12 protein-coding genes and 1 pseudogene are annotated in these 15,644 nt (G+C 45.4%); 8 read left to right on the top strand and 5 right to left on the bottom strand.

Annotated features, from left to right (window positions below; genetic code table 11):
• Positions 1-190: 190 nt before the first annotated feature.
• The 3 genes from rimO to QUA71_RS25400 all read left to right on the top strand — a co-directional run bounded on the left by rimO (position 191) and on the right by QUA71_RS25400 (position 4,151).
• Positions 191-1,501 carry a 30S ribosomal protein S12 methylthiotransferase RimO gene (gene rimO, locus QUA71_RS25410; RefSeq protein ID WP_006633596.1) on the top strand — a complete coding sequence of 437 codons (1,311 nt, stop codon included), beginning with the start codon at positions 191-193 and terminating at the stop codon, positions 1,499-1,501.
• 774 nt (positions 1,502-2,275) lie between these two features.
• Complete coding sequence (locus tag QUA71_RS25405; protein WP_333289334.1) at positions 2,276-3,760, top strand: DEAD/DEAH box helicase; 1,485 nt, start codon at positions 2,276-2,278, stop codon at positions 3,758-3,760.
• Positions 3,761-3,929: 169 nt separating this feature from the next.
• Positions 3,930-4,151 carry a hypothetical protein gene (locus QUA71_RS25400; RefSeq protein WP_333289332.1) on the top strand — a complete coding sequence of 74 codons (222 nt, stop codon included), beginning with the start codon at positions 3,930-3,932 and terminating at the stop codon, positions 4,149-4,151.
• A gap of 175 nt (positions 4,152-4,326) precedes the next feature.
• Here QUA71_RS25400 and QUA71_RS25395 read toward each other — a convergent pair whose 3' ends face one another.
• Complete coding sequence (locus tag QUA71_RS25395; RefSeq protein WP_333289330.1) at positions 4,327-4,872, bottom strand: hypothetical protein; 546 nt, start codon at positions 4,870-4,872, stop codon at positions 4,327-4,329.
• Between the two features lie 412 nt (positions 4,873-5,284).
• Between QUA71_RS25395 and QUA71_RS25390 the strand changes: the two genes are divergently transcribed.
• The 5 genes from QUA71_RS25390 to QUA71_RS25370 all read left to right on the top strand — a co-directional run bounded on the left by QUA71_RS25390 (position 5,285) and on the right by QUA71_RS25370 (position 11,523).
• Positions 5,285-6,487, top strand: a complete 1,203-nt coding sequence (locus QUA71_RS25390) for a Coenzyme F420 hydrogenase/dehydrogenase, beta subunit C-terminal domain (protein WP_333289328.1) — start codon at positions 5,285-5,287, stop codon at positions 6,485-6,487.
• A 98-nt stretch (positions 6,488-6,585) separates the two neighbouring features.
• Positions 6,586-7,620, top strand: coding sequence for a M28 family peptidase (locus QUA71_RS25385; RefSeq protein ID WP_333289326.1), 1,035 nt, complete (start codon positions 6,586-6,588; stop codon positions 7,618-7,620).
• A 186-nt stretch (positions 7,621-7,806) separates the two neighbouring features.
• Positions 7,807-8,877 carry a leucine-rich repeat domain-containing protein gene (locus QUA71_RS25380; protein ID WP_333289324.1) on the top strand — a complete coding sequence of 357 codons (1,071 nt, stop codon included), beginning with the start codon at positions 7,807-7,809 and terminating at the stop codon, positions 8,875-8,877.
• 48 nt (positions 8,878-8,925) lie between these two features.
• Positions 8,926-10,266: a leucine-rich repeat domain-containing protein gene (locus QUA71_RS25375; protein ID WP_333289322.1), complete on the top strand. Its 1,341-nt coding sequence runs from the start codon at positions 8,926-8,928 to the stop codon at positions 10,264-10,266.
• A gap of 42 nt (positions 10,267-10,308) precedes the next feature.
• Complete coding sequence (locus QUA71_RS25370) at positions 10,309-11,523, top strand: leucine-rich repeat domain-containing protein (RefSeq protein WP_333289320.1); 1,215 nt, start codon at positions 10,309-10,311, stop codon at positions 11,521-11,523.
• A 141-nt stretch (positions 11,524-11,664) separates the two neighbouring features.
• Here the strand turns inward: QUA71_RS25370 and QUA71_RS25365 are convergent, their stop codons facing one another.
• The 4 genes and pseudogenes from QUA71_RS25365 to QUA71_RS25350 form a co-directional block, all read right to left on the bottom strand.
• Complete coding sequence (locus QUA71_RS25365; RefSeq protein ID WP_333289318.1) at positions 11,665-13,857, bottom strand: alkaline phosphatase D family protein; 2,193 nt, start codon at positions 13,855-13,857, stop codon at positions 11,665-11,667.
• Between the two features lie 399 nt (positions 13,858-14,256).
• A pseudogene (locus QUA71_RS25360) lies at positions 14,257-14,495 on the bottom strand (ABC transporter ATP-binding protein); the annotation flags it as partial.
• Between the two features lie 117 nt (positions 14,496-14,612).
• The gene (locus tag QUA71_RS25355) at positions 14,613-14,984 is read right to left on the bottom strand and encodes a DUF2237 domain-containing protein (protein WP_333169875.1); all 372 of its coding nucleotides are present in this window, start codon (positions 14,982-14,984) and stop codon (positions 14,613-14,615) included.
• A gap of 49 nt (positions 14,985-15,033) precedes the next feature.
• Positions 15,034-15,495, bottom strand: a complete 462-nt coding sequence (locus QUA71_RS25350) for a GNAT family N-acetyltransferase (RefSeq protein WP_333289316.1) — start codon at positions 15,493-15,495, stop codon at positions 15,034-15,036.
• Positions 15,496-15,644: the final 149 nt, after the last annotated feature.

The following is a 15,644-nucleotide window of genomic DNA, read 5'->3' as shown; positions in this document are numbered from 1 at the left end:
GCATTTTGGGTGCGATCGCTCCGCAACAAAAGAGACTATTCTCAGTTTACGCCCTAACCGCCTTGGCGGTTGCTATAAAAGTCCCACTGGTCGCAGCCGATCAACAAATTAGACCAATATCTTGCCAATTGGCAATGAGTGTGATATCATAAAATGTTCTTAGAAATAGCGCAACACTAACTATTACTGCATGGCAACGAAGCCAACGATCGCATTTACTCACCTCGGCTGCGAAAAAAATCGCATCGATACCGAACACATGATTGGCTTGCTGGCTCAAGCGGGCTATCAAGTGGATTCTAATGAAGAATTAGCCGATTATGTTGTAGTCAATACTTGTAGTTTTATCCAAGCTGCGCGAGAAGAGTCAGTCCGCACCTTGGTAGAATTGGCAGAAGCTAATAAAAAAGTAGTCATCACCGGCTGCATGGCACAGCATTTTCAGCAGGAATTGCTGGATGAATTGCCAGAAGCAGTCGCAATTGTCGGCACCGGCGACTATCACAAAATAGTCAATGTTATGCAGCAGGTGGAAAAGGGCGATCGAGTTTCCCTCGTCTCCTCAGAACCTACTTACATCGCTGACGAAACTACTCCCCGCTACCGCACCACATCCGAAGGTGTCGCTTATCTGCGAATAGCAGAAGGCTGCGACTACCGCTGTGCATTTTGCATTATCCCGCACTTGCGCGGAAATCAACGATCGCGGACGATCGAATCTATCGTCGCTGAAGCTAAGCAATTGGCATCGGAAGGGGTAAAGGAAATTATCTTAATTTCTCAAATTACCACCAACTACGGCAAAGATATTTATGGCGAACCGAAACTAGCCGAACTGCTTCGCGCTTTGGGTGAAGTAGATGTACCTTGGATTCGGATGCACTACGCCTATCCTACAGGTTTGACTCCCCAAGTTGTCGAGGCAATCCGCGAAACGCCCAACGTTTTGCCGTATTTGGATTTACCCCTGCAACACTCGCACCCGGAAATTCTGCGGGCGATGAATCGACCTTTTCAAGCCGGGATCAATGATGCTATAGTCGATCGGCTCAAAGCAGCACTTCCCGGCGCCGTGATGCGAACAACTTTTATTGTTGGCTTCCCCGGCGAAACCGACGAACACGCAGCACACTTGCTGGAATTTGTCAAGCGCCATGAATTCGATCACGTAGGAGTCTTTGTATTTTCGCCAGAAGAAGGAACCCCAGCCTTCAGCTTGCCTCAGCAAATACCTGCAGAAATAATGGAAATGCGGCGAAATTCGGTAATGGCGGCACAACAACCTATATCATTGAAGAAGAATCAAGAGTCTGTCGGTCAGGTAGTTGATGTCCTGATAGAACAAGAACAACCAGAGACAGGCGAGTTGATTGGTAGATCCGCTCGGTTTTCCCCAGAAGTAGATGGACTCGTCTATGTCACAGGAGAAGCGCGGCTGGGTTCAATCGTATCTGTGAAAATTACTGGTGCAGATGTCTACGACCTCTACGGTCAAGTGTAAGTATTGCTGGAACTGTTGTCTGAGACGGTGCGGCGAACAAAAACCGGACACGAGCCAAAAATGATTAGCGGATTGTGCAACAAAAGTAACGGTTAGTACACAATTGTGCAAAGATATGTAGCAAAGGGGTTCTAAACTTTTTTAGCCCCTATCTGGCAATCGACCCTCCCCGTCGGGGTGCGGTAATCTCTACAGAACATCGGAAAATTTTAACGAATTTAATGTTTTGTTTCTGAATGTAAAGAGTTATGATGATAACAAGCCAGAAATAAGCGGGGATAATTTGAGATTGCTTCGCCGTCCGCCCTACACCACAACGGTATCCCGAAAGAGTGTTGAGATGGATAGGCGGTAACGGTCGCCCCATCCCCCGCTCATTCCCGCAGGCGACGGATTGCGGGATAGCGCCTGAACCAAACAACCTGTTACTACTATGTAGTGAAGTGGGGCTGGTCATGATCCTCACTATAAAATGCCTGAGAGGGAAAGCTTGCAAGTACCTCAAAGGAAGTCCAATGTCCTGTTTTAAGAATGTTGGAAGCCTATAACCCGACCCCTGGCGGTTGGTATCGGTGATGTCACAAAATCAAAGACGGCTGTCGAATTGGTAAATTTAGTCACCATCGACGGAGCTGCCCTATACTCGATTGCTATTTAAGAAGGTGCGCGCAGGCGCAGCACCATAAAGAACTCTTATGAGTTCCTGCCCTAGAGCAGAAATCCGCATCCGAGTTGGGCAACTTAGAAGGCTAAGACTCGTTATTAGGAGCATTAATGAATTTATTGTTTGAAGGCTTAGGTCTTTCGGAAGAACTCGTTCTCCATCTGGAAACACTAGGCTTTACAGAACCTACTCCCATCCAAGTACAAGCAATTCCGCACTTGCTAGCAGGTCGCGACGTTGTGGGTCAAGCCCAAACAGGGACAGGCAAAACGGCAGCATTCTCGTTGCCCATCTTGGAGCGGATTGATTTAGATGTAACTGCGGTGCAAGCACTGGTGCTGACGCCGACTCGCGAATTGGCCATGCAAGTAACTGAAGCCATCCGTGATTTGAGCGGCATCAGCAGCGACGGCCCGGTAAAAGTGGGTCGCTCTCTGCAAGTTCTGACAGTGTACGGCGGTCAATCGATCGATCGTCAAATGCAGCGTTTGAAGCGTGGCGTGCACGTCGTCGTCGGTACACCCGGACGCATATTGGATATGCTCAGCCGTGGCAGCCTGAAACTAGACAAGGTAAAGTGGCTGGTTTTGGATGAAGCTGACGAAATGCTGAGCATGGGCTTTATCCAAGATGTGGAAAAAATCTTGGATGCTGCACCAAAAGAACGTCAAACGGCATTTTTCTCGGCGACGATGGAAGCTTCCATTCGGAAATTGGTGGCGCGGCATTTGCGTAACCCAGTCAACGTCACCGTAGAACAGCCAAAAGCAACGCCAAAGCGCATCAGCCAAGGCGTGTACATGATTCCCCGTGGCTGGTCGAAGGCAAGAGCCCTACAGCCAATTTTAGAAATGGAAGACCCGGAATCTGCACTGATTTTTGTGCGGACTCGGCAGTCGGCTGCAGAACTCACCAGCCAACTGCAAGCAGCCGGTCACAGCGTTGATGAGTATCACGGTAATTTGAATCAGGCACAGCGGGAACGCTTGCTGCATCGGTTCCGCCAATGTCAGGTGCGCTGGGTAGTGGCGACTGATATTGCGGCGCGGGGTTTGGACGTGGATCACTTGACTCACGTTATTAACTACGATTTGCCCGACAGTGTGGAAAGCTACGTTCACCGGATCGGACGCACAGGCCGGGCTGGTCGCGAAGGAACGGCAATTACGCTGATTCAACCGGTCGATCGCCGCAAACTGCGTTTGATTGAACGCCACGTTCGATCGAGCTTGACGGTGCGAAACATTCCGACACGGGCGCAAATTGAAGCTCGTCAGTTGGAAAAGATGCAGGGTAAAGTTCGCGAAGCTTTGGCTGGCGAACGGATGGCATCTTTCTTGCCTCTGGTGTCTCAGTTATCCGAGGAGTACGACTCCCACGCGATCGCCGCTGCTGCTTTGCAAATGGCTTTCGATCAAAGCCGTCCTGCTTGGATGGGCGCTGATTACGCTCAACAAGAAGATCCCCCGATTGGTGCCGAAAACAGCGTCAAGCCAATCTTGATCAAAAAGCGGGCTAAGACTGGTGCGCCGAGTAATTCTGGATCGCCGACTTTTTCAGGAGCACCGAGTGCTCCTGTTCCCCAGAACAGCTAATTGGTAGGGTGCACAATGTGCACCTAATTTAGAACTTTTGTAGAGATGCGATAGATCGCATCTCTACTTTGTTTTATGGGTGTGATCCCAAATCCGAGATAGCTCGGCGGTTGAAACCGCGAACAAACTTTCGTCCACTCCTAGCGGACTGAGAATTGGGTAAATAAAGATGCAAGTTAGCGATAGGAAAATTTCTGTAACTAATTCTACGCTGAGTACGTTAATTGAAGAATTGGGTACTGAGTGCCAAAATGTTATTACTTTAATCCATCAGCTTCAGTTACCTGATTTGAGCGATCGACAAAAAGCTGAAATTCTAGCAGAGTTCCTTCCTCTCTGCAATCCATCTCAACGTTCACTGCGGAGAGGACTTTCAGACGCTAGTTGCTGAGGAAATGACAAAATTGTCGGATGAGGATGAAGAGGATTAAGGAGACGCGGGCGATCGCACATCAGGAAAAAGCCCTCCAGTCAACTCACAGAAAGGCTAAAAATCCTAATAAATAAGGAATAAAGTCCTTACTACAAACTTGTGAACCGGGACTTTTGCACTGTTGTTTAATATTTCAGTTTAGCTGCGTACTCACAATAATTTTTTGTACCCGATCGCCCTTAGTTTCCAAAATCAAATTAGAAGCCTTTTGGTCATTGCTGTAAGTCAACCGAGTCACTCCACCCTGCACTGATTGCGACCCGTAACCGTAAGTTTTAACGACTTTTTGGCTGTTATCTCCTAGCTTCACACCATCAATTGTCAGAAACTTGGGATTGGTAGTAGAAACTAAATAAACTTTGCCATCCCATGCTGCTACCGTCAATCCTGAGTAGGTTAGCGTGCGAATCTTGCCACCGATGCCATGCCCAGCAGGTTTAGTTTCGTCGCGCTGCGGTTTTCCCAACTTACGTTTTGCCTCTTCTACAGACATCCCCAACCGAACGCCGCCAATCCCCAGGCGCGAATAGTTCAGCGCCGCCGGCTTTTGTGTCGCACTGAGCATTCTTTCTAGAGTCGCAACAGTGTGATTCATAGCAGGAACAGGGCGAACTAAAGCACCAAATCCTAAGCTCGAAATGGCGAGATTCATCATGATGCCAGCGACGGCTGTTGTCACAAACATTTTTACCATTTTTTTTATAGCTTTATTTGGCACTTTATTCGCGCGATCGCCCGCTAGATCCGGATTGATACTAATAGGACTTATACAAACACTCCTAGACGCACGGCGATGCTCTGAAACCGATTTTTTTTACCAAAACTACACACAGAAACCCGGTTTTTACCATAAATCTTAGGTTTAACAGTGAGGTATTCAGCCAGAAACTGGGTTTCTAGCGCAACCTAGGTAAGTCCTGACTAATATTTTTTAAGCTTTGAAAACCGCCAATTTCGGGCGAACCGAATTTGCTCCCGCACAAGCTTGCGTCCGCCTGCGACGACGGAAAGAAAGAATAAAGGAGGTAAATCAACGGAAATTGCTGTGATATCCTAACAAAAGCCATATCTGCATAAAATAAGTAATTTAGATGACCGCAACAGATTCTACTAAGCACCAAAAATCCAAGGCCCTCAAACCGGGTAGCCGCCGCCCCGCTAAAGAACTTTGCAGCGAGTGCGGTTTGTGCGATACATATTACATCCATTATGTCAAGGAATCTTGTGCTTTCTTAACACAGCACATCGCGGAATTAGAAGAAGAGATTCACGGACGATCGCGCAATCTCGACAATCCCGACGATTGGTATTTCGGAGTCAGTCAAAACATGATGGCGGCTCGGAAAAAAGAGCCGATCGAGGGCGCTCAGTGGACGGGAATCGTCAGCACAATTGCCATTGAAATGCTCGAAAAAGGAATTGTAGAAGGCGTTGTTTGCGTCCAAAATACTAAGGAAGACCGCTTTCAGCCGATGCCGATTATTGCTAGAAATCGCGAAGAAATTCTGGCAGCAAAAGTCAACAAACCAACTCTCTCTCCAAATCTTTCAGTATTAGAACAAATCGAACAATCAGGGATGAAGCGGCTGTTAGTAATTGGCGTCGGCTGTCAAATTCAAGCCTTGCGCACAGTCGAGAAAAAACTCGGTTTAGAAAAGCTCTACGTTTTGGGAACTCCCTGTGTCGATAATGTCAGCCGTGCAGGCTTGCAGAAATTCCTAGACACGACTAGCCGCTCTCCTGAAACGGTGGTTTCTTACGAGTTTATGCAAGACTTTAACGTTCACTTCAAACACGAAGATGGTTCGGAAGAAAAAGTGCCGTTTTTTGGCTTGAATACTAAGGAGTTGAAAGATGTTTTTGCTCCTTCTTGTTTGAGCTGTTTTGATTATGTGAATTCTTTAGCAGATTTAGTTGTGGGCTACATGGGAGCACCCTTTGGTTGGCAGTGGATTGTAGTGCGAAATGACACCGGGCAAGAGATGTTAGACTTGGTAACGGATCAGTTAAATACTCAGCCGGTGATGTCTCAGGGAAACAGAAAAGAGGCGGTTCAGCAAAGCATTCCGGCTTATGAAAAAGGAGTGACTTTGCCGATGTGGGCGGCGAAGTTAATGGGAGTGTTTATTGAGAGAATTGGGCCGAAGGGTTTGGAATATGCTCGGTTTTCGATTGATTCTCATTTCACTCGCAATTATCTGTACGTGAAGCGCAATTATCCTGACAAATTAGAGGCTCATGTGCCGGAATATGCTAAGCGGATTGTCGGGCAGTATAAGTTACCAGATGTCTAAAATTGTAGGGTGCGTCAGTCAAAAGTTGTTTGATTATTGAAAAAATAACGCTAACTGACGCACCCTGATACTCAAGGATAGCAAAAGATAGAAAACAAATGCTATTGGGAAAAATTGAATTATGGAATCGCAGAACGTTACCTAGACTGGCTATCCTTAGTACGATCTTAATTAGTCTGATTAGTGGGATATGGTTGAGTATGATTGCAATGCCAGGGAAAAGCTACAGCGGGACAATTCCCCCTTTAACAGCACAGGAAATCTCGCTCCGAGATGCTTTACAGCGCGATGTGGAAAAGCTCTCTGGTGAAATCGGAGAGCGCAACTTTATACACTATCAAAAACTTGGAGAAGCTGCTGACTTTCTCGAAGCATCTTTTCAAGCTGCTGGCTATAAAGTTGAACGACAAGGATATAAAATTGATGATAAATTTTACTATAACATAGAAGTGGAGATTCCCGGGGGAAAAAAGGCAGATGAAATAGTTGTAATTGGGGCACATTATGATTCTGTGGTGGGGAGTCCAGGGGCAAATGATAACGCAACTGGGGCGGCGGGAGTGCTGGCTTTAGCGAGAATGTTTGCAGGTAAAAAGCCGGAAAAAACTGTGCGTTTTGTTGAGTTTGTGAATGAGGAACCGCCTTTTTTCTGGACTGCTGATATGGGGAGTTTGGTTTATGCCAAAAGATGCAGAGAGCGTAATGAAAAAATTGTTTCGATGATCAGTTTAGAAACAATTGGTTATTACTCAGATGCCAAAAACAGTCAGAAATATCCAGCACCATTAAACCTTTTTTATCCTACGTCGGGGAATTTTATCGGATTTATTGGCAATACCTCCTCAAGTAAATTGGTTAGAGAGGCGATCGCATCTTTCCGCCGCCATGCTGAATTTCCCTCGGAAGGTGCAGCAATTCCGGGTGGCATTCCTGGTGTGGGTTGGTCAGATCAATGGTCTTTTTGGCAACATGGTTATCCAGGGCTGATGGTGACAGATACTGCTCCCTATCGCTATCCTTACTATCACACGGCGCAAGATACACCCGATAAGGTTGATTGGGAACGGACGGCGAAGGTGATAGCTGGATTGGAGAAAGTTGTGGCAGATTTGGTGGGAGTTGATATTAATTAGTTGAGTGGGTGCGGAGCGTGTAAATATCTTCGCTGGGAACAGAATATTATGCAAAAGGACGCACCTACAAATTAGTATAAGTTGCTGAGTGACGTGATTAAGAGAGTTTTTAATAGATGTTTTGCAGGGACACGGTAAGGCAGTGTCTTTGTTTTATACAGTGGAGAAAATTAGAGGTACAAGATTATGACACTCATAGTTGCACACAAACAGATGAATTTACAAAAGTCGATCGCACTTACTTGTTGTGCGATCCTAGCATTATCGGGAAATGGACTGTCTGCCAAGGCCGCAGAAACGCAACCGGGAAACAGTAGACGAACATTTGCCGATTGGTGTCGCCAAAAAGCTTCCTTGAGTCCTGAAGCTAAACATACTGTTGAGGTGCTGTTGCAGAAAGCTGAGACTACTGAGTGCGATGCGGCTAATCAGAAACTTTCGATTCTCACCGAACTCGCTCTCCACGACAATGAAATCAGCGACATCAAACCTTTGCAATCCTTGACTAACCTAACTACGCTCGAGCTCCAGAACAATCAAATCAGCGACATCAAACCGCTAGAATCCTTGACTAGCCTGACTTTGCTCGACCTCGACAACAATCTTCTGGGCGACATCAAACCCTTACAATCTTTGACTAACCTGTTTGAACTCGACCTCAGCGACAATAAAATCAGCGACATTAAACCGCTCGAATCCTTGACTAACCTGACTGTGCTCGACCTCACCAACAATAAAATCAGCGACATTAAACCGCTCGAATCCTTGACTAAACTGACTTTGCTCTTGCTCGGCAACAATAAAATCAGCGACATTAAACCCCTAGAATCCTTGACTAACCTGAAAGATCTCTGGCTCTACACCAATAAAATCAGCGACATTAAACCGCTAGAATCCTTGACTAACCTGACTTTGCTCGACCTCTCAACAAATCTTCTGGGCGACATTAAACCGCTAGAATCCTTGACTAACCTGACTGGGCTCGGCCTCGACAACAATCAAATCAGCGACATCAAACCGCTACAATCCTTGACTAACCTGACTTTGCTCGACCTCAGCGACAATAAAATCAGCGACATCCAACCCTTGGAATCTTTGAGTAACCTGGCAACTCTCATCCTCAGAGACAATCAAATCAACGGCATCAAACCGCTCGAATCTTTGACTAAACTGGCTAACCTCGACCTCAGCGGAAATCCGATCGCTCCCAAAACTTGCCCCCTCAAGCCAGAGTCTATATGTAATTGGGAACCCTGAAATTAAATGCTCAAACTTTACTGTTGAGGAAATTAGAGGTACAAGATTATGGCACTCCTAGTTGCACACAAACACATGAAGTTACGAAAGTCGATCGCACTTGCTTGTTGTGCGATCCTAGCATTATCTGGAAATGGAGTGTCGGCGAAGGCTGCAGAAACGCGATCGGGAAATAGTAGACGAACATTTGCCGATTGGTGTCGCCAAAAAGCTGATTTGAGCCCTGAAGCTAAACATACTGTTGAGGTACTTTTGGAGAAAGCTGAAACTACTGAGTGCGATGCGGCAGATCGGAAACTTTCGATGCTCACCGAACTCGCTCTCTACGACAATGAAATCAGCGACATCAAACCGCTAGAATCCTTGACTAACCTGAAGGAACTTAACCTCGCCAACAATCTTCTGGGCGATATCAAACCCCTAGAATCTTTGACTAACCTGACTCAGTTAAACCTCTACAACAATGAAATCAGCGATATCAAACCCCTAGAATCCTTGACTAACCTGACTGGGCTCAGCCTCGACAACAATCAAATCAGCGACCTCAAACCTTTGCAATCCTTGACTAACCTAACTATTCTCTTTATCAACGACAATCTTCTGGGCAACATCAAACCTTTGCAATCCTTGACTAACCTAACTACGCTCTGGCTCAGAAACAATCAAATCAGGGACATCAAACCGCTAGAATCCTTGACTAGCCTGACTGAGCTCGACCTCCACAACAATCTTCTGGGCGACATAAAACCCTTACAATCTTTGACTAACCTGCCTGAACTCGACCTCAGCGACAATAAAATCAGCGACATTAAACCGCTCGAATCCTTGACTAACCTGACTGTGCTCGACCTCAGCAACAATTCTATCAGCGACATTAAACCGCTCGAATCCTTGACTAACCTGACTGCTCTCTTCCTCAGCAACAATTCTATCAGCGACATTAAACCGCTCGAATCCTTGACTAACCTGACTTTGCTCTTCCTCAGCAACAATTCTATCAGCGACATTAAACCGCTCGAATTCTTGACTAACCTGACTTTGCTCTTCCTCCAAACAAATCTTCTGGGCGACATTAAACCGCTCGAATCCTTGACTAACCTGACTCGGCTCGCCCTCGGCAACAATCTTCTGGGCAACCTCAAACCGCTAGAATCCTTGACTAACCTGACTGGGCTCGACCTCCAGAACAATCAAATCAGCGACATCCAACCCTTGGAATCTTTGAGTAACCTGACAACTCTCTTCCTCAATAACAATCAAATCAAGGGCATCAAACCGCTCGAATCTTTGACTAAACTGACTGATCTCTACCTCAGCGGAAATCCGATCGCTCCCAAAACTTGCCCTCTTTCGCCAGAGTCTATCTGTAAGTGGGAACCCTTAAATTAAATGCTCAAACTTTACTGTTGGGGAAATTAGAGGTACAAGATTATGACACTCATAGTTGCACACAAACAAATGAAGTTACCAAAGTCGATCGCACTTACTTGTTGTGTGCTTCTAGCATTATCTGGAAGTGGACTCTCTGCCAAGGCCGCAGAAACGCGATCGGGAAACAGTAGACGAACATTTGCTGATTGGTGTCGCGATCGCGCTTCTTTGACTCCTGAAGTTAAACATACTGTTGATGTGCTGTTGAAGGAAGCAGGGACTACTGAGTGCGATCGCGCTTCTCAGAAACTTTCTAGTCTCACGGAACTCAACCTCTACGGAAATCAAATCAGCAACATCAAACCGCTAGAATCTTTGACTAAACTGACTAAGCTCGACCTCACCAACAATAAAATCAGCGATATCAAACCGCTAGAATCTTTGACTAACCTGACTTCGCTCACCTTCAACAACAATAAAATCAACGATATCAAACCACTAGAATCTTTGACTAACCTGACTTCGCTCGATGTCAGTAATAATCCACTTAGTGACATCAAATCCTTAGAATCTTTGACTAACCTAACTACGCTCAGCCTCTTCAACTCTCAAATCAGCGACATCAAACCTTTACAATCCTTGACTAACCTGAATTTTTTGTTCCTCACCAACAATCAAATCAGCGACATCAAACCCCTAGAATCCTTGACTAACCTGGTTTGGCTCGATCTCGGAAACAATAAAATCAGCGAGATCAAACTGCTAGAATCCTTGACTAATCTGATGGATCTCGGTCTCGACAACAATAAAATCAGCGACATCAAACCCCTAGAATCTTTGACTAACCTGACTGATATCGCTCTCTTCAACAATGAAATCAGCGACATCAAACCGCTAGAATCTTTGACTAACCTGACTGAACTCTACCTCAGAAACAATAAAATCAGTGACATCAAACCCCTAGAATCTTTGATTAAATTGACTACTCTCGACCTCAGAAACAATAAAATCAGCGATATCAAACCGCTAGAATCTTTGACTAAACTGTATTCGCTCTTCCTCAATAACAATGAAATCAGTGACATCAAACCCCTAGAATCGTTGATTAACCTGGCTATTCTCGACCTCAGAAACAATAAAATCAGCGATACCAAACCGCTAGAATCTTTGACTAACCTAACTTCGCTCGTCCTCAGTGGAAATCTAATTGCTCCCAAAACTTGCCCTCTCAAGCCAGAGTATATCTGTCAATGGGAACCAGAACCTAATCCATAAAACTTTACAGTTCCGAAAATTAGAGGTACAAAATTATGACACAAATCACCCTAATTATGCTTTGAAAGTCCGCGTAGGCGGACTTAGTTTGTGTCACCGCGATTTCCATCGCCTGGATATTTTTGCAAGAAGTCTATTTAATCACTTAGGATTAACAACAAACTCACTGACAATAAACGGCTTTCGATTAATAATCGCACTGGGATTAGCATCAAGTTGCGACTGCGTGTAAGGTTCAATACCATAAGTTATTACCCGCAACTGCTGACTCTCAGGAGCAACTTCAAACTCATTCCAGCCGTAGGTATGCACTCCTAAATACTCTCCCTGAATCAGTCTAGCGTCAATCCCAGAACCTTCCAAACCAACTGGATCGTATCCTAGCGGCGCTGTCCGAGTATCCAGAATATTGCGGACAAAGGCATCTTTTTCTTCCCTTGTCGGCAAGGCATTATAGCGATCTTTTTCCGATTGTGGCAGCAAGGCGGTGGGCGTAAAAGCAACTGTTGCGGGGCCAAAGGGGGCGGCAAACGGCCCTTGCCCGATGTTCAACTGAATAGCAACAGGACTGGTCATTACATCAATAACATCCGTAGGGATTTGCGGCTGACCTGCGGCTTCTTGATAGGTGACATTATTCACCACATATCCGTGAAAATCTCCGGTCGCAAAGACCACATTTTTGATGTTATTTTCTTTGATGAAACGCAGCAAATCTGTTCGTTCAGCTGCATAACCTTCCCAGCGATCGCCTGCAACCGGAATACCAAAATTTTGGATCGGATCGCTTGACATAATAAACTTCCAAGTGATGCCATTTTGTTGAGATTTCAGCAAGTCATTTTTCAAATCCTGAAGTTGCGCCCCTCCTAACAGCGTGCGATTGGGCGTAAAGGCATCATTGAGAAACTTATTAACAGTAGCTTGGTCGGAAGTTTCTGGAATACTTTTCAAAGAATTATCTCGGAAAGAGCGCAAGTCTAACACAAATGTAGCTGCATCACTGCCGAAGGTATTGTAACGATAAAGTTTCTGCTCATTAGCAGTGCGAGAGTCGCCCGTATTGCCATAAAAATCATCTCGCACGGGATTGTAGGCTTGAAATGCTTGTAAACCTGTGTCAAATACAGGCGTATCATTGACAAAGCCTCCCCCCGTCCCAAAAATTCCTTCTTTTTGCGGTGACTCGCTAGGTGTTGCACCCCCGGCAAAATCATTCGTGAGCTCGTGGTCATCCCAGCTAGCATAGATGCTGGTAGAAGCCTGCAAATCAGCCCAGGTATTGAGGCCATAACGTTGAGCGTAGACTTCATTGTGCTTGGTGCTAAACTCTTCAAAAGTTTTAGGTTGTCTGACTCCCGGCAAATCCGGCGATAGATCGTCTACATAAGCGCTGTCGCCGAGGCGAACAAAAAAGTCGAGATTGCGTTCCGGCGCATTTGCGATCGCCGGGAAAGGAGTAAGTTGACCTTGCCAGTCGCCTGCTACCCCAAATCGTAAACCCTGGCGAGTTCCCAACTCAGCAGCAGTGCGGAATTGCCCAACTGCTGAAGTGCCAGCGGCATCACGCACTCGATAAAAATATTGAGTACCAGGCTTTAAATTCGTCAGTTCGGCTTTCACGGGTACGGTAACATCGGTGACGGTATCTGTGAGAGTGCCGAGACTGTTACTGAAGTTTGGATCTGTGGAGTATTCAAAGACAACATTACCAAGAACTGTGCTGCGAGTCCACAAAACCGTTGAAGTTTGGGTGGTATCTCCAGAAGCAATGCCATTTGGCAAGGTTGAGTCACCAGACTTAATAAATGGGGTGACATCTCGCCCTTCAGCAGCGCCAAACTTGATAAAGTGTTCAATGCCAGTGAGTTCGTCGCGCTCAACAGCAGCAGTAATATCTGGGTTTTTTCCCAGATAATAGCTATCGTTATATAAAGGGCTAGGACTGCGGTTTTCCGATTCACCAAATTGGATGAAGTGACCAATACCAGTAATTTCATCGCGATCGACAGCCGCAGCAACATCGAGATTTTTCCCTAGATAATAGCTGTTGTTATAGAATGGGCTAGGATTGCGGCCTTCTGATTCTCCAAAATTAATGAAGTGTTGTATTGCTGTGGTAGCTTTGCTGTTGACAGCGGTGGCAACCTCAGGGTTATTTAGGAGATAATAATTAGTATCGAATAGGGCGCTAGGGTTGCGACCCTCAAATTGACCGAATTGGGTGAAGTGTTCAAATCCGTTTTGGAAGTTCCCTTTGGCTAGAGCGGCTGCTACCTCTGGGTTTTTAGCCAGATAGTAGGTTTCTTGAAATAGAGTTTTAGCGTCTAACATAAGGAAAAATATGAAGTTTTGTTGTTTAATGACCCTGGTGGCTCAAAATAGCCTTCACAGGATTATACAGTGTCGTGATCGCGATCGTTAAATAGAAGGAAGAAGGAAGAAGACTTACACAGCAAGATTTTTAGTAAGACTTAAACATTTTCCAGCCCCTTTAGGAGTTGAAATCCCATCTAGACGATGCAAAGAGGTCTATAACCTAAAAATCTCTGAAACCGTTGGTCTAACTAGATTCATGGCCATTTGAGCTAAAAGTATTTCTCTATCTGCGTTTGAAGCCAAAATGGCTTCAGTTTTTGTCTAAGTCCCGTTAGTCATCCTTGTTTTACCTTTAATATCACGTCCGATGAAATGCGATCGCTAATTCTGCCCACACTTCAGCCGCTAAACTTCCTAAATTTGCATCAACCGCTGCTTGAACCTTGCTGGATAGGCCCGATCGAGCACTCCACACTTTTCCAACAAAAAAGCCCCTCGCAATAATTCAACTCATCCAAACCATGAGTCACCCACAAAGCCGTCAGCCCGCAATTTTTGACCAAACGCTGCACCGCGGGCACCAAATTTAAGTGAGAATCAGGATCGAGTAAAGCCGTAAGTTCATCTAATAGTAAAACCTCGAAATGACGAGATCGCACTTAAATATTTGAGTGGCGATCGATCTAAAATCTCAAATCCATTGACTTGATGTTCATCAGAAAAAGACGATCGCCCTTATTGACTAAAAGCGATCGCACACCAACATCCTCCTACAAATCAGCAGCGTGCTGCTTCAATTCATCCAAAGAAACGTATTCCAAAGTCAAGGCGTGAGTCGCAGCCAAAACCACAGGCGGCGCAACTCCTGCATCCATTGCTTCCTTCCAGCGAGAGGCGCACAAACACCAGCAATCCCCAGGCTTCAAACCGGGAAAGTTAAATTCGGGAACCGGAGTGCTCAAATCATTTCCGTTCGATTTAGTGAATTGCAAAAACTCTTCTGTCAGTTGAGCACAAACAGTGTGAGCCCCAAAGTCGCCACCACCTGTATTGCATTTGCCGTCTCGATAATAGCCCGTCATCGGCGACGTGCAGCAAGTCTCTAACTTTCCGCCCACCACATTTGTAGCTTCTGTCACCATCGCAACTCCTCTGTAAAACTCTTCGATCTAATTTTACACAAATCGTTGTTTATATATTTTTTTGCATGGGAAAGTTGATGAGTTTTTGTCCTCTGCGTTCTACTTCTTGTTTTCTAATCACAATAAATCCCTGGCTTTCAAAAAAAGGTCGAGCTGTAATGCTGGCTTCGGTAAATAACTTGTTAATTCCTAAGTCTTTGGCTTTTGACTCAATTTGTTTTAAAATTAGCCTGCCGACTCCTTGCCTTTGAAAATCTTGATGACAGTAAAAGCGATCGATATGGCCGCTTGCTTCTAATTCCCCAAAACCTGCAATTTGATCACCCTCTTCTGCTACGAAAGTAAATTTACTGCTTAAACTTTTAGCCCAAGTTTCTATATCGATATCTGCTGGCGCCCAAGCATCTACTTGTGCTTTTGTGTAATCGCGGATGTTTACTTCGTGTACGGTGTCGTAAAACAGTTTTACAATTTGTTGGGTATCACCGATTTCGTAGGTTCGTACTCTCATAAATTATCTCACTGCGATCGCTTCTTTAATATTAATTTGGGATTTTTAACGGCTTCGGAACGCGGATGGACGTTGGCTTTTACCATTTTGTCTCATTTCTTGCAGGGCGATCGACCCAAAATTCCTCGTCTACCCCTTGACAAACTCTC

Source organism: Microcoleus sp. MON1_C5 (assembly GCF_036701875.1).
GTDB lineage: Bacteria > Cyanobacteriota > Cyanobacteriia > Cyanobacteriales > Microcoleaceae > Microcoleus.
Note: the sequence above shows the minus strand (reverse complement) of the source record. Positions and strands in the feature narration are given on the sequence as shown.

What these genes read in the sequence shown, in the direction of transcription:
- QUA71_RS25405 (WP_333289334.1), top strand. Translation starts at nt 2,276, where the DNA reads ATGAATTTATTGTTTGAAGGCTTAGGTCTTTCGGAAGAACTCGTTCTC.
- QUA71_RS25365 (WP_333289318.1), bottom strand. Translation starts at nt 13,857, where the DNA reads ATGTTAGACGCTAAAACTCTATTTCAAGAAACCTACTATCTGGCTAAA.
- QUA71_RS25400 (WP_333289332.1), top strand. Translation starts at nt 3,930, where the DNA reads ATGCAAGTTAGCGATAGGAAAATTTCTGTAACTAATTCTACGCTGAGT.
- QUA71_RS25370 (WP_333289320.1), top strand. Translation starts at nt 10,309, where the DNA reads ATGACACTCATAGTTGCACACAAACAAATGAAGTTACCAAAGTCGATC.
- QUA71_RS25355 (WP_333169875.1), bottom strand. Translation starts at nt 14,984, where the DNA reads ATGGTGACAGAAGCTACAAATGTGGTGGGCGGAAAGTTAGAGACTTGC.
- QUA71_RS25375 (WP_333289322.1), top strand. Translation starts at nt 8,926, where the DNA reads ATGGCACTCCTAGTTGCACACAAACACATGAAGTTACGAAAGTCGATC.
- QUA71_RS25380 (WP_333289324.1), top strand. Translation starts at nt 7,807, where the DNA reads ATGACACTCATAGTTGCACACAAACAGATGAATTTACAAAAGTCGATC.
- QUA71_RS25390 (WP_333289328.1), top strand. Translation starts at nt 5,285, where the DNA reads ATGACCGCAACAGATTCTACTAAGCACCAAAAATCCAAGGCCCTCAAA.
- QUA71_RS25385 (WP_333289326.1), top strand. Translation starts at nt 6,586, where the DNA reads ATGCTATTGGGAAAAATTGAATTATGGAATCGCAGAACGTTACCTAGA.
- rimO (WP_006633596.1), top strand. Translation starts at nt 191, where the DNA reads ATGGCAACGAAGCCAACGATCGCATTTACTCACCTCGGCTGCGAAAAA.
- QUA71_RS25350 (WP_333289316.1), bottom strand. Translation starts at nt 15,495, where the DNA reads ATGAGAGTACGAACCTACGAAATCGGTGATACCCAACAAATTGTAAAA.